This window comes from Shimia sp., from assembly GCF_022448905.1.
Classification (GTDB): domain Bacteria; phylum Pseudomonadota; class Alphaproteobacteria; order Rhodobacterales; family Rhodobacteraceae; genus Shimia.
On record NZ_JAKVCW010000004.1, the window covers coordinates 155,297 to 168,656 of the forward strand.

General features: G+C 59.0%; 10 protein-coding genes. 3 read left to right on the forward strand and 7 right to left on the reverse strand.

The window, feature by feature from the left end; all coding sequences use genetic code 11:
- Positions 1-239: 239 nt before the first annotated feature.
- The 7 genes from MK208_RS05875 to purC all read right to left on the reverse strand — a co-directional run bounded on the left by MK208_RS05875 (position 240) and on the right by purC (position 9,693).
- A complete protein-coding gene (locus MK208_RS05875) occupies positions 240-3,548 on the reverse strand; it encodes a ribonuclease E/G (RefSeq protein WP_294114858.1) in 3,309 nt (1,102 codons plus the stop codon).
- A gap of 446 nt (positions 3,549-3,994) precedes the next feature.
- Positions 3,995-4,678, reverse strand: a complete 684-nt coding sequence (locus MK208_RS05880; protein WP_294114859.1) for an HAD family phosphatase — start codon at positions 4,676-4,678, stop codon at positions 3,995-3,997.
- Positions 4,679-4,794: 116 nt separating this feature from the next.
- Entirely contained in the window at positions 4,795-6,129 is a 1,335-nt protein-coding gene (locus MK208_RS05885) for a sigma-54 dependent transcriptional regulator (RefSeq protein ID WP_294114860.1), read from the reverse strand.
- Positions 6,130-6,133: 4 nt separating this feature from the next.
- Positions 6,134-7,897: an ATP-binding protein gene (locus tag MK208_RS05890; RefSeq protein WP_294114862.1), complete on the reverse strand. Its 1,764-nt coding sequence runs from the start codon at positions 7,895-7,897 to the stop codon at positions 6,134-6,136.
- Positions 7,898-7,933: 36 nt separating this feature from the next.
- Positions 7,934-8,602 carry a phosphoribosylformylglycinamidine synthase subunit PurQ gene (gene purQ, locus MK208_RS05895; RefSeq protein ID WP_294114864.1) on the reverse strand — a complete coding sequence of 223 codons (669 nt, stop codon included), beginning with the start codon at positions 8,600-8,602 and terminating at the stop codon, positions 7,934-7,936.
- Positions 8,602-8,832: a phosphoribosylformylglycinamidine synthase subunit PurS gene (purS, locus tag MK208_RS05900; RefSeq protein ID WP_058240728.1), complete on the reverse strand. Its 231-nt coding sequence runs from the start codon at positions 8,830-8,832 to the stop codon at positions 8,602-8,604. The genes purQ and purS overlap by 1 nt, the downstream gene beginning before the upstream one ends.
- A gap of 105 nt (positions 8,833-8,937) precedes the next feature.
- A complete protein-coding gene (purC, locus tag MK208_RS05905) occupies positions 8,938-9,693 on the reverse strand; it encodes a phosphoribosylaminoimidazolesuccinocarboxamide synthase (protein ID WP_294114869.1) in 756 nt (251 codons plus the stop codon).
- A 156-nt stretch (positions 9,694-9,849) separates the two neighbouring features.
- Here purC and MK208_RS05910 point away from each other — a divergent pair, with 156 nt between their 5' ends.
- The 3 genes from MK208_RS05910 to bmt all read left to right on the forward strand — a co-directional run bounded on the left by MK208_RS05910 (position 9,850) and on the right by bmt (position 13,331).
- The gene (locus MK208_RS05910) at positions 9,850-10,164 is read left to right on the forward strand and encodes a DUF1476 domain-containing protein (RefSeq protein WP_294114871.1); all 315 of its coding nucleotides are present in this window, start codon (positions 9,850-9,852) and stop codon (positions 10,162-10,164) included.
- 163 nt (positions 10,165-10,327) lie between these two features.
- The gene (locus MK208_RS05915; RefSeq protein ID WP_294114872.1) at positions 10,328-12,217 is read left to right on the forward strand and encodes a phosphatidylglycerol lysyltransferase domain-containing protein; all 1,890 of its coding nucleotides are present in this window, start codon (positions 10,328-10,330) and stop codon (positions 12,215-12,217) included.
- Between the two features lie 94 nt (positions 12,218-12,311).
- Entirely contained in the window at positions 12,312-13,331 is a 1,020-nt protein-coding gene (gene bmt / locus MK208_RS05920) for a betaine--homocysteine S-methyltransferase (protein ID WP_294114874.1), read from the forward strand.
- Positions 13,332-13,360: the final 29 nt, after the last annotated feature.

The following is a 13,360-nucleotide window of genomic DNA, read 5'->3' on the forward strand; positions in this document are numbered from 1 at the left end:
CGTCAATAAGCTGGAGAAATTTTTTTTAAGCTTAAAATATCTTCAAGCATAAAAGGTATTTTTTCGTACCTTTTCCGGAAGATGTAAGCAGACCTTAAATCTCAGAAAACAGCCAGCTTAGAAATTCTCTGCCGGCGCACTAAACTTAAACATGTGCTCAAGGACCTCGGATCAAGCGTCTGAACAGCCTTTCACACGTCCAAAAGAAAACGCCGGGGTCTCCCCCCGGCGCTTCCAACTTACTTACCGCGTGACCACCAGCCGCGCCGCTTTGGCTTGGGTGGGGCTGCCGGTTCCGGCTCGGCCACCGCAACTTCGGTGACAGGTTCACCTTCGGCTTCCACTGGTGCCTCGGCGTCTGCTGCTGGGGCTTCAGCCTCTTCAGCTGCCGGTTCAGGAGCTGCCACTTCCGCAGCGGTTTCCGTTTCCGGCTCAGAGACAATTAGCTCAGCAACGTCCGCAGCCTCAGATTGCACTACTTCGGTCACAGGCTCCTGCGCTTCCACAGGCTCAGCTTCCGCGGCGTCCGCCGCAGGCGCCTCATCAGCGGCGTCCTCAGCACTCACCTCTTCCGATGCGGCCTCAGACTTCTTGCCGCGAGACCGGCTACGACGGCTCCGGCTGCGCTTCTTGGGTTTCTCTTCACCCTCCGCGGCCTCTTCTGCTGGCCTATCGTCGCCCCCCTCAGAGGCGTCTCCCTCTTCAATTGGATCGGCATCGCCTTCAGAAGATGTATCACCAGACGCGTCACCTTCGCCATTCTCGCCATTGCCCCGACGACGACGGCGGCGACGACGGCGTTTCTTCGGCTTGGCTTCGCCTTCCTCGCTTTCGGTTTTTTCTTCCGAAATCACTTCGGCGTCTTCCACGTCCGCATCATCAATCGCGTCCATGATCGAGATGTCACCGGACACAACCGGCGCCTCTGGCGCTGACACAACACGGGTCGCTGTCTTGAACTTCTCGATCGAGAAGTCAGGAGACACCAGATGTGGATCGGCTTCGATACGCACAGACAAGCCATAGCGCGCTTCGATCTGCGCCACATGCTCACGCTTCTGGTTCATTAGGTAGTTCACGATGGCCACTGGCGCTTTCACCAGAACCTCGCGAGACCGGCCACGCGTGCCTTCTTCTTCAATCTGACGCAGGATCGAAAGCGCCAGGTTGTCATCAGAGCGGATCAAACCAGTGCCGTGACACGCTGGACACGGCTGGGTGGTCGCCTCGATCATACCAGGACGCAGACGCTGACGGCTCATTTCCATCAGACCAAAGCCTGAGATCCGGCCCACCTGAATGCGCGCCCGATCGGTCTTCAGCTTGTCCTTCATGCGCTTTTCAACAGCGGTGTTGTTTTTGCGCTCGTCCATGTCGATGAAGTCGATCACGATCAGACCGGCAAGGTCACGCAGACGCAGCTGGCGTGCCACTTCTTCGGCTGCTTCCAGGTTGGTCTTCAGCGCGGTCTCTTCAATCGAACCTTCCTTAGTGGCCCGACCGGAGTTCACGTCAATCGCCACCAGCGCTTCGGTCACACCAATCACGATGTAACCACCGGATTTCAGCTGCACCGTCGGGTTGAACATGCCGGACAGGTAGCTCTCCACCTGATAACGCGCCAGCAATGGCAGGCTGTCCTGATACCGTTTCACGTTTTTGGCGTGGGATGGCATGATCATCTTCATGAAGTCTTTGGCAATGCGGTAGCCGCGCTCACCTTCCACCAGAACCTCGTCAATCTCACGCGAATACAGATCGCGGATCGAGCGTTTGATCAGGTCGCCTTCTTCATAGATTTTGGCTGGCGCCGTCGACTTGAGTGTAAGCTCGCGAATCTGCTCCCACAGGCGCTGCAAATACTCATAGTCGCGCTTAATCTCAGACTTGGTGCGCTTCGCTCCAGCCGTACGCACAATCAACCCTGCGCCCTGCGGCACATCAATCTCGTTGGAGATTTCTTTGAGCTTCTTGCGGTCCGCCGCATTGGTGATCTTGCGAGAAATGCCACCACCACGCGCGGTGTTTGGCATCAGAACACAATAACGACCAGCCAGCGACAGATAGGTGGTCAGCGCCGCGCCTTTGTTGCCGCGCTCTTCTTTCACCACCTGCACCAGCATGATCTGGCGCACTTTGATCACTTCTTGAATCTTGTAGCGACGCGGACGCGGCTTGCGCGGCGGACGAATATCCTCGCTGTCGTCTTCATCTGCGACAGATTCAATGCTCTCGTCTTTCTCAGACGCCTCGGAGCGCTTGCCACGACGACGGGAGCGACGACGGCCAGATTTCTTGCCCGTGTCTTCGTCATCCGAGGAAGCTTCAGAGTCCGCATCGGCATCCGCATCATCGGCACCATCTGCTGCTTCTGCATCAGCTTCCGGAGCGGCGTCAGCAACCGTTTCCTCTTCCTGAGCGGCGCTTTCAGAGGCTTCTTCAGAACTATCCGCCGCATCACCGGCCACTTCAGGCTCTTCAGCGGCAGGCTCTACTTCCTCAACTTGAGCGGTTTCTGCCTCTGCATCTTCCGGCGCCTCTTCCACGGCACTTTCTTCTACAGGCTCTACCTCAGAATCCGCATTTTCGTCACTTTCCGGCGCAGCCGCTTCGGTCTCTTCGACAGCCTCTTCCACCGCAACGTCGGCTTCTGCAGCGTCGTCGCCTTCCGGCGCAGCGCTGGCCTCGGTTTCAGTTTCTTCACCGGTTTCCGGGTCTTTGCTGACCACAGCGTCTTCACCTTCGGTGTTGGCTGCGATGGTCTTTGGACCTTCGTCTTTGTCCCCACCGTCCTCAGACGTTTCCTCAGCGGCAGCGTCCACAGGCTCTTCTGCGTCCGCAGTGTCTTCTGGTTCAGCGGCCTCGGAGTCCTCTGAGGTTTCGCCTTCCGCTACCGGCGCTTCCTCTGCAGCCTCTTCCTCAGCAACCTCTTCGGCCTCTGCTGACGCAACCCCAGCCGCTTCGGCGTCAACCTCAGCTTCGGCATCTGCTTCAGGCGCTTCTGCTTCTGCAGGCTCTTCAACTGGTGTTTCTTCCACCAGTTCCATCGGCGACAGGCCTTCGTCCTCGTCACCACCGGCATCTTCCACCAAATCAATGGTTTCCATGCCGGAGATTTCGGCAACCGGCTCTTCGGATGTCGCCTCAACCGCCGCGGTCTCGGCTGCCTCAGTGGCCACCTGATCCTCGGACTTCTTCTTGCGAGAGCGCGACCGACGGGACCGCGACTTTGGCTTTTCTTCTTCCTCGTCGCGCGCTTTCAGAGACTCGGCATAGGCCCGCTCTTCTTCCATAAGCGCCTCGCGATCCGCCACAGGGATCTGATAATAATCCGGGTGAATTTCCGAAAACGCCAAGAAGCCATGGCGGTTTCCGCCATAGTCCACGAAGGCCGCCTGCAGCGACGGCTCAACCCGAGTTACTTTTGCGAGATAGATGTTGCCAGCAAGCTGGCGCTTGTTTTCGGATTCAAAGTCGAACTCCTCAACCTTGTTTCCGTCCACCACCACAACGCGGGTTTCTTCCGCGTGGGTGGCATCGATGAGCATTTTCTTAGCCATGTTATCCGTTTGCACCCGCGCAAGCGCCGCGCCCCTCCCGGGGGATCGGGTCGATGAACTTGTCTGGGGTGTCTTGTCTGAGCGAGGGGATGCGCGCCGCCGATGGGGCCGCTTGCGGTCCCTGCTCGGTCTCTCAAATTACTCGCGCGCTTCATCGCGTTTCTTCTCCGACGCGGCAATCGGTGTGTCCGAGCCTGCGCCTGTTACATGCCCTCCGCCATGGCGGTGCGGGCGTCTCTACTGGTTCATTTTCATGAACCCAATCGGTCTGAGTATTGTGCCCGGCCCTCTGCCCCTCGGGGTCCTGTTGGGCCACCTGATACGCAACACTCAGCGAAACTCATCACGGCGCGCAAAGCCTGCGCAGACCGTTCCCCCACATAAAACCACTCCTGTGGAAAACACAATGGGGAATCGTCTGACGGATACCTGGCTTAGGTTAACGCCTTGTCAAAAAGCCCAATCTGGACAGCGGCATGGCCCAAATCTTGGGCGATCAACTGCCCCAAATCCGGCAGGGGTGTGTTTGGCGGACGCAGGTCCGGAATTTGCACCGTAAAACACCCGGCCCGCACCGCAGCTGTGGTGCCCAAATCACTATCCTCGAAAGCCACACAATGCGTCGGGTCCACTCCCAACCGGCGCGCGCCCTCCAGATAGGGCTCCGGGTCAGGTTTGTTGGCGGCCACCTCATTGCCGGTACAGACCGTGTCAAAAAACGGCAGGAGCCCCGCGGTCTCCAAATGATGCTGCGCCGCCGGTCCATGGGTGGAGGTCACAACCGCCATCGGTACCCCTTTCGCTCGGATCGTCCGAAGCACGTCAACAGCAAATGGCTTTACCGGCACGCCGTTGGTGACATTCTCCTTGTGCAGCGCACGCCACCGCTGGTCAAACGCCGCCACATCCGTGCTCTTAGGAAGAAACTTTTGCAACTGCGCAGTGCTATGCTGGCTCGACGTGCCCACCAACGCACCAAAAAACGCCTCGGCGTCTTCTCGCGCGATCTTGAGGTCATCCGTCAGTGTCACGAAGGCTGACAGAAACATCCGCTCCGTATCTAGAAGCAATCCGTCCATATCAAACAAATAGGCCGCCGGGGATTTCAACATCGTCATACCTAAAAAGCTCCGCAAATACCGTTAGCGCCATCGGTGCGCACCCTGTCACCAAACAGAAAATGCCGCAAGCCCTTCAGGGGGCTGCGGCATTCACTTAATCTATCGGCCTGAAATCAGAGGTAATCCGCACGCTGAAGACCGTATTTGGCCATCTTCTCGTTCAACGTCCGGCGTGGCAGGCACAGCTCTTCCATTACACCGGCAATGGACCCACGATGGCGGCGCATTGTGTTGTCAATCAACATGCGCTCAAACGCTTCAACGTATTCCTTGAGGGGCTTGCCCTCGGTGGTCACCACTGGCTGCATCTCCTCGTGATCGCTCATCAGCAGCGAGGCAATGGTGCCTTCACCACGACGGCTCTGCAGCACAGCCCGTTCCGCCAGATTGATCAACTGACGCACGTTTCCAGGCCAAGGGGCCTGCAACAGCTGCGCCGCTTCCTGCGCGCTCACCTTCGGCGCGTCACAGCCATATTCTTCGCTGAACTGCTCTGACAGGCGTGTGAACAGGCTCAGAATGTCTTCCCCCCGCTGCCGCAGCGGCGGCACCGTGATCCGCAAGGCCGCCAAGCGGTAGAATAGATCAGAGCGCAGCGCGTCTTCGCAGGTGCGGTCCTGCTCCTGCATATTGGAAATCGCCACAATCCGCGTTTCCGCCGGCGTGCCCTGCTCATTGATCACGTTGAGCAACTTCGCTTGCAGCGCATCACTTAGGCTCTCGATGTCTTCCAGCACCAAGGTCCCGCCTCGTGCCTCTTCCACCGCAGGCAATTGACTGTCTTCCGGGTTCATCGGCCCGAACAGCCGCTTCGCAAGCGCCTCTTCTTCAAAAGCACCACAGCTCACAAGCACAAACTTCTTACCAGCCCGGCTGCCAACCGCGTGCAGCGCATGCGCCACGAGCGTCTTACCGGTGCCGGTCTCGCCATCGATCAAAACATGCCCATCGGCCTGCCCCAGATCGAGAATGTCCTCTTTCAGACGCGCCATCACCGGGCTCGCCCCAATCAGCTTGTTCATAATCTGATCGCCGTCCGACAATTCGCGCCGAAGCGCACGCGCATCCAAGGTCAAACGACGGGCATTGGTGGCCTTTTTGGCCAGTTGCGTCATGCGATCTGGGTTAAATGGCTTCTCCAGGAAATCAAACGCACCCACGCGCATCGCTTCCACCGCCATCGGCACATCGCCGTGCCCCGTGATCATAATCACAGGCAGCGAACTGTCCGCGCCCATCAGCTTCTTCAGAAACTGCATTCCGTCCATACCCGGCATTTTGATGTCGGAAATCACAATCCCCGGATACTCTGCGCCAAGCGCCTTCAGCGCATCCTCGGCGCTGGGAAAAGTTTCAGTGTCATAGCCCGACAGTGCCAGCCATTGGCTGATCGACTGCCGCATGTCCTGCTCGTCATCGACGATAGCGATCTTCATGCTTTGTGCCACGAATTTACTCCGCTGCTTCAATATCTTCGTTCAAGATAGGCAGTTGAACTTCAAATACAGCCCCCTGCCCGTCTCCATTCCGCGCTGTCAGTCGTCCGCCAAGGTCGCTGACGATGCCAGAGCTGATTGCCAACCCCAAACCAACACCCTCACCGGGCTGTTTGGTGGTGAAAAACGGCTCAAAAAGGTTGTTCAAATCCTCGATGCCCGGCCCGTTGTCGCGCACCGTTAAAGTGGCGGTTTCCCCTGCTGCCAAAAGGATTTCGATCTCCGGATCTGCCACGGACTCCGTCGCATCCAGCGCGTTGCGCAAGAGGTTGATCATCACCTGCTCAATCCGCACCCGATCGCCCATCACGCGCACCGGATCCGTCGGCACGATCTTGCTTATGCGCACCTGCCGCTGGCGCAATTGCGGCTCCATCATCGACAAAGCCGAGGCCACAGCCTCCCCCATGTCAACCACATGGAACTCATCGCCGCCTTTTCGGGCGTAGGACTTGAGCTGCTTGGTGATCGCCCCCATACGCTCGATCAAGTCATCAATCCGCTGAAACGAGGTCAACGCCTCGTCTGGCCGATTACGTTTCACCAGAAGCTGCGCGCCGGCCAAATAGGTTTTCATCGCCGCCAAAGGCTGGTTCAACTCATGGCTCACCGCCGCCGACATCTCCCCAAGCGCCGCCAATTTGGAACTCTGCGCTAGGCTTTGTTCCGCCACCTCAAGGCTCTGCTGCATCCGCTCGCGCTCGGCGATTTCCCGCTGAAGCCTTTGGTTCAACCCGCGCAATTCCACGCTTTCCCGCTGAAACAAGGCCATGCGCAACGCACTTTTGCGCCCCAGCACATAGAATCCCAGTGCCAACAGGATCGCAAATCCCATAATCTCCAGCGCCAAAACCGCGTTCACTTTCTCCCGAACACCGGCGTAGCTCGTAAAACTGGTCATCTGCCAGCCGCGGAATGGAATACGTGCACCCATGCGCATCACGGCTTCGCCGCGAAGGTACGCATCCGCCGGGTCCTGCGCCCAATCCGCCGTCACCTTAATGGCCCGCTCAATTGCGCCCAAAGCCGGCTGCCGCGACAGCGCTTCCGCCTCGGTCAACCCGCGCCAGCGTGGCTCACTGCTCAGGATGATCGTGCCTTCGCTGTCTGCCACCAAAACCGCGTCCGAAATCCCGGCCCAGGCCCGCTCAAACTTGTGCAGATCGACCTCAACCGCGATCACACCAAGTGTTGCGCCACCGCTTTCCAACCGTCGGGAATAGATAAACCGGTAAGCCCCCGTCTCATCCTTGGCCGTGGTAAACAGGGTAACATTGGACCGTAACGCATTGATAAAGAACTCTTGTTCTCGATACAAAGTTCCCAGTCGCGTACGGTCCGTTGCCGCAACCGTGCGTCCGGTCTCATCCAGCATCAACAAGGAGGCCGCACCGATCTCATCTACAAAACTGATCAACCGCGCGGTGGAGCTGGAGAAATCCTGAGAATTCAACGCCCCAATCAACTCGGGGTCTTTGGCCAGCAGCTGAGGCACAATGGCGTTGCGTCGCAACTCGCTCAACAAGTTGCCAGAATATAGTGCCAACCGAAGCTCCGCCCGATTGCGCGTATTCGCTGTAAACCGATCTGTCAGAAAGCTGTTGGTGACCCAGATTGTCACCCCCGCGACCACGACCAACACCGCCAAGGTCACACGCGCCCGCCAGCTTGTCGTTGCCGGGCGCAGTTTTTCAGTGGTGTCGGAGGCGTGTTGCGTCATGCAAGAATATTACGCGGACGCGCCGACACCCTCAAGTCACGCTGTGGCAAACTGGTCCATCAACGCGCGGAACATTGCCACCCCGTCTGTGCCATTATGGCCGGTATCCGCCGCCCGCTCCGGGTGAGGCATCATGCCAAGCACACGCCGGTTCTTGCTGACCACACCGGCGATATCCGCAACCGAGCCGTTTGGATTGTCGGTATAGGTGAACGCAATCCGATCCTCATCACGCAGCTGAGCCAGCTTCTCGTCGGTCACAAAGTAGTTACCGTCGTGGTGCGCAATCGGCACGTTCACAACGTCGCCCTGGCTGTAGCCGGAGGTAAACGCAGTGTCAGCGCTGGCGACTTCCAGACCAACCGTACGACAGATGTACTTCAGGCCGGCATTGCGGCGCAGCGCGCCCGGCAACAGACCGGTCTCGGTCAGGATTTGAAAGCCGTTGCAGACACCCAGCGCATACCCGCCACGTTCGGCATGCTGGATAAGGGACTGACAGATTGGCGAATTTGCCGCAATGGCGCCACAGCGCAAGTAGTCTCCAAAACTGAAACCGCCCGGCACACCAACCATGTCGATGCTCTCTGGCAGCGCCGTATCTTTGTGCCACACCATGGTGACATCTGCGCCGGCCTGCTCAAATGCCACCGCAAGATCGCGGTCACAGTTGGAGCCCGGGAAAACAATGACCGCTGCTTTCATCAGCCCATCTCCACCCGGTAGCTTTCGATCACGGTGTTGGCGAGCAGCTTCTCGCACATCTCGGTCACAGTCGCCTCGGTGGTGCCTTCTGCCAGATCCAGCTCGATCACCTTACCCTGACGCACACCTTCCACACCATCAAAGCCAAGGCTGCCAAGGGCATGACGCACGGCCTCACCTTGTGGGTCCAGAACGCCGTTCTTCAGCATGACATATACGCGGGCTTTCATTTGGTCTCTCTCCAATTGGGCATGTGGCGGGACTGTCCCGCTTTTCTTGCCAAAATTCGTCATTCCCCGGCGCCCGTAACCGGGCGCGGGAGCCTTAGGTCAGGGTCAGTTTACAAGCGTCGGCTTGGGGCCGGTGCCTTTCGGCAGCACACCCAGACGGCGTGCGACCTCAGCGTAGGCGTCGGTCAGATTGCCTAGATCGCGGCGGAACACGTCCTTGTCGAGCTTCTGCCCGCTCTCAATGTCCCACAGACGGCAGCTGTCCGGGCTGATCTCGTCAGCCACAACAAGACGCTGGAAGTCGCCCTCATACACACGGCCAATCTCGATTTTGAAGTCGATCAGGCGAATTCCCACACCAAACATCACACCGCTCAGCCAATCGTTCACGCGCAGCGCCAGGCCAAGAATATCATCCATATCCTGCTGGCTGGCCCAGCCAAAGGCGGCAATATGCTCTTCCGACACCAAGGGATCGCCCAGGCTGTCGTCCTTGTAGCAGTATTCCACAATCGGACGCGGCAGCTGTGTGCCTTCTTCAATGCCCAGACGCTTGCTCATGGATCCTGCGGCGTAGTTGCGCACGATCACTTCCAGCGGAATGATCTCACAGTTGCGCACCAACTGCTCACGCATATTCATGCGCTTGAGGAAGTGGGTTGGCACGCCGATCTGACCCAGCCCCGTCATGAAATATTCGCTGAGGCGGTTGTTCAGCACACCTTTGCCATCAATGACGTCTTTCTTTTCCGCGTTAAACGCGGTGGCGTCGTCTTTGAAGTATTGCACAATGGTGCCCGGCTCAGGGCCCTCAAACAGAATCTTGGCTTTGCCTTCATAGATTTTTTTGCCGCGGGCCATGGCTACATTCCTTCTCTTCCGGGATGAGTCCCGAATTTGTCCGCCCTCTTAATGGATGGATAGCATTGTCGCAAGCATGGCTCTTGCACTTGCAGCATCCCTAACAGATGGTCATATCAGTATTGAGACATCCTAGAATTATGGAGGAGTTCAAAAATGAACGCATTTGATGACCGCGAAGCCGCCTTTGAGGCCAAATTTGCCCATGACGAAGAGATGAAATTCAAGGCCGAAGCCCGCGCCAACAAGAAGCTGGGTCTTTGGGCCGCTGAGTTGCTTGGCAAATCCGGTGCTGAAGCCGAAGACTACGCCAAAACCGTGATCTCTGCAGACTTCGAAGAGGCCGGTCATGACGATGTGATCCGCAAAGTTGTGGGCGATCTGGGTGACAAGGCCGATGAGCAAACCATCCGCGCCAAGCGTCGCGAAGCGCTTGCCGCGGCCAAAGAAGAGCTGGCCACCGAAGCTTAAAATTATACAGAATAGAAAAACTTACAGCGCGTGGGCTCCGGCCCGCGCGCTTTATTTAGCTCCAATTGTCTTTGTTAAGGCGGCCGAAACCACGCTTCAGATAGCGATTTGGGTCACTTGGGACAGGTAACGATTTGGGGCGGGAACCTTGAAGACACCAACGATGAAGACTGCGCAGACCGTTCTGCAGCGGATTTGGCCTTTTGCCTTTGGCGCGGTGTGCCTCTGGCTGCTTTCCGAACAAGTGGACGATGTGGACTACGGCACGCTTTGGGCCTCTGTTCTGTCCGCCACCCCGTGGCTATGGGGGCTGGCACTTACGTTTTCAGCTCTTAGTTTTCTCGCGGTCTCTCGCTATGACGTGATTGCTCAACGCCATTTCCAAATGCATCGCAGCGCGTCTGAGGCCATGACCGTTGGGGCCACTGCCATCGGTCTGGGGCAGACCTTGGGCGCCGGCGCGGTGGTTGGTACCTTTGTGCGCTGGCGCATGATGCCAGATCTGTCGCTCAAAGATGCCGCGCGCATCACCGCCTTTGTCACGGTGACGTTTCTGGCTGCCATGGCCGTGACCATCGCCCTTGCCGCGCTGGTCCTGCCCACACCACATGTGCCGTCTTTCCTGCCGCCAATCATTCTCGCGGTGGCGTTCCTTGTTGTGGTGCTGGCATTTGTGTTCCCGGTCTTGCCCCGACAGGGAAGCCGCCTCAGCCTGCCAACCCTGCCCGCCATGGCCGCGCTGCTGTCCCTCTGCCTGATTGACACCATCTTTGCCGCTCTGGCGCTCTACGTTTTGCTGCCACCGGACCTTTCCCTCAGCTTTGCTGTCCTGCTCCCGGTCTTCCTGATCGCGCTTGGCGCCGCCATCTTCTCCGGCACCCCAGGCGGTGTAGGACCGTTTGAACTGACGCTTCTAGCAATGTTGCCTCACCAACCAGAAGCCTCCCTGCTCGCAGGCGTCCTGGCCTTCCGCGCGATCTACTATGCGCTACCGGCGCTCCTGGCTGGTTTGGTTTTCCTGCGCCATCTCGCCAAGCCGCGTCCGGCCCGCACCCCGCGCCAACACCGCGCCTATGAGGCCTATGACAACGCGCCGCTCTCCACCGTCAGCCGCGCCGAACTGGGCGTGATCCGCCAAAACGGCGGCGCGCTCCTGTCTTGTGACGCAGGCCGCTACGGCGCAGTGCGCATTGGCCAAACTCTTGTGGCGCTTTTTGACCCCATCGAAGGCGACGCCCATGCTATGGCCCGCTCGCTCAAAAACGCCGCCCGCGCGCAAAACCGGATCGCCTGCAAATACAAAATCTCCGCCCGTCAGGCAGTAAAAACCCGAAAAGCGGGCTGGGCGGTGGTGCATATCTCCGACGAGGCTGTTCTCAAACCAAGCCAACACTCCACAGCGGGGTCCACCTATCGACAGCTACGCCGCAAGTTGCGCCAAGCCGAAAAGGCCGACGTAGAGGTGAACCAACCAGAGACCCACATGCTGCCGCTGGGCGACATGGCACAGGTCTCCGCCGCTTGGGAAGCCAAACACGGCATCCCCAAAGGTCTCACAATGGGGCGCTTTGAGGACTTCTATGTCGGCTGTCAAACTGTCTTCCTCGCGTATCAGGGCAATACCCTCGTCGGCTTTGTCAGCTTCCACGCCACCGCGCATGAATGGTGCCTCGACCTGATGCGCGTGCTGCCCGAAGCGCCTGACGGCACCATGCACCTGCTGGTCCAGAAAGCCATCGAGGCCGCAGCCGAAGCCGACGTACCCCGCCTGTCCTTGGCCGCAGCCCCTGCTCTGCCCGAAGGCAAAACCGCGCTGGAACGCAAAATCCGCAGCTACCACTTCAAACATGCAGGCGGCGCCGGCCTTCGTCAGTTCAAAGCCTGCTTTGCCCCCCGCTGGGAGCCGCTCTTCATGGCCGCACCCGGTCCAGCACAGCTCAGCCTGGCCGCGCTGGACCTAACCCGCGCTGTAAACCTACGCAGCGCACCTGCCACCCCCATCGCATGCGCTCAGCCAGTACAATCCGAAGGCTATCTATCCTCATCCTCATAATCGTCTTGCATCAAATTAAGTTGTGCCCCGGCCCCGCCCGTGGCAAATCGCTGCGCAAACGACACGCGGCACGCCGCGCCCTAAGGAGTATCCAATGACCAACGCCCTCTCCAAGCTTTTGGAAACCCGTGACTGGCTCATGGCCGACGGCGCCACCGGCACCAACCTGTTCAACATGGGCCTCAGCTCCGGCGACGCGCCAGAACTCTGGAACGCCGACGAGCCACAAAACATCAAAAAACTCTACAGCCTCGCGGTCGACAATGGCTCTGACATCTTTCTGACCAATTCCTTTGGCGGCAACGCCTCCCGCCTGAAGCTGCACGACGCCCAGAACCGCGTGCATGAACTCAACCGCCTTGCCGCTGAAATTGGCCGCGACGTGGCGGACGCCGCAGGTCGCCCAGTTATCGTGGCTGGCTCCGTAGGCCCAACTGGCGACATCATGGAACCCGTAGGTAGCCTGTCCCACGCCGACGCCGTCGAAATGTTTCACGAGCAGGCCGAAGGTCTGAAAGAAGGCGGCGCGGACGTGCTGTGGTTGGAAACCATCTCCGCACCAGAAGAGTACAAAGCCGCCGCCGAAGCTTTTGCCCTCGCGGACATGCCTTGGGTCGGCACCATGAGTTTTGACACCGCAGGCCGCACCATGATGGGTGTGACTTCCGCCGATATGGTGCAACTGGTCAACAGCCTGCCCAACAAGCCGCTCGGTTTTGGTGCCAACTGCGGCACTGGCGCGCCGGACCTCTTGCGCACTGTGCTTGGCTTCTCCGCCCAAGGCACCGAGACCCCGATCGTGGCCAAAGGCAACGCGGGCATTCCGAAATACCACGACGGCCACATCCACTATGATGGCACGCCAGAGCTGATGGCAGACTATGCCGTCATGGCGCGCGACTGCGGCGCGACCATCATTGGCGGCTGCTGCGGCACCATGCCAAACCACCTCAAAGCCATGCGCGAAGCGCTGGAAACCCGCCCCCGTGGCGAGCGTCCGTCGCTTGAGGCCATTGCCGAAGCGCTTGGCGGCTTCTCCTCTGCCAACGACGGCACCGGCGATGACGCCGCCGCCCCAGCGCGCGAGCGCCGCGGCCGCCGCCGTCGCGGCTAAGTCTGAAACACCCAAAAGGCGCCGTTCAC

Bases quoted from the DNA above. Each gene is read 5' to 3' on its own strand.
- MK208_RS05875 (WP_294114858.1), bottom strand. From the start codon at position 3,548: ATGCTCATCGATGCCACCCACGCGGAAGAAACCCGCGTTGTGGTGGTG.
- MK208_RS05880 (WP_294114859.1), bottom strand. From the start codon at position 4,678: ATGACGATGTTGAAATCCCCGGCGGCCTATTTGTTTGATATGGACGGA.
- MK208_RS05890 (WP_294114862.1), bottom strand. From the start codon at position 7,897: ATGACGCAACACGCCTCCGACACCACTGAAAAACTGCGCCCGGCAACG.
- purQ (WP_294114864.1), bottom strand. From the start codon at position 8,602: ATGAAAGCAGCGGTCATTGTTTTCCCGGGCTCCAACTGTGACCGCGAT.
- purS (WP_058240728.1), bottom strand. From the start codon at position 8,832: ATGAAAGCCCGCGTATATGTCATGCTGAAGAACGGCGTTCTGGACCCA.
- purC (WP_294114869.1), bottom strand. From the start codon at position 9,693: ATGGCCCGCGGCAAAAAAATCTATGAAGGCAAAGCCAAGATTCTGTTT.
- MK208_RS05910 (WP_294114871.1), top strand. From the start codon at position 9,850: ATGAACGCATTTGATGACCGCGAAGCCGCCTTTGAGGCCAAATTTGCC.
- MK208_RS05915 (WP_294114872.1), top strand. From the start codon at position 10,328: ATGAAGACTGCGCAGACCGTTCTGCAGCGGATTTGGCCTTTTGCCTTT.
- bmt (WP_294114874.1), top strand. From the start codon at position 12,312: ATGACCAACGCCCTCTCCAAGCTTTTGGAAACCCGTGACTGGCTCATG.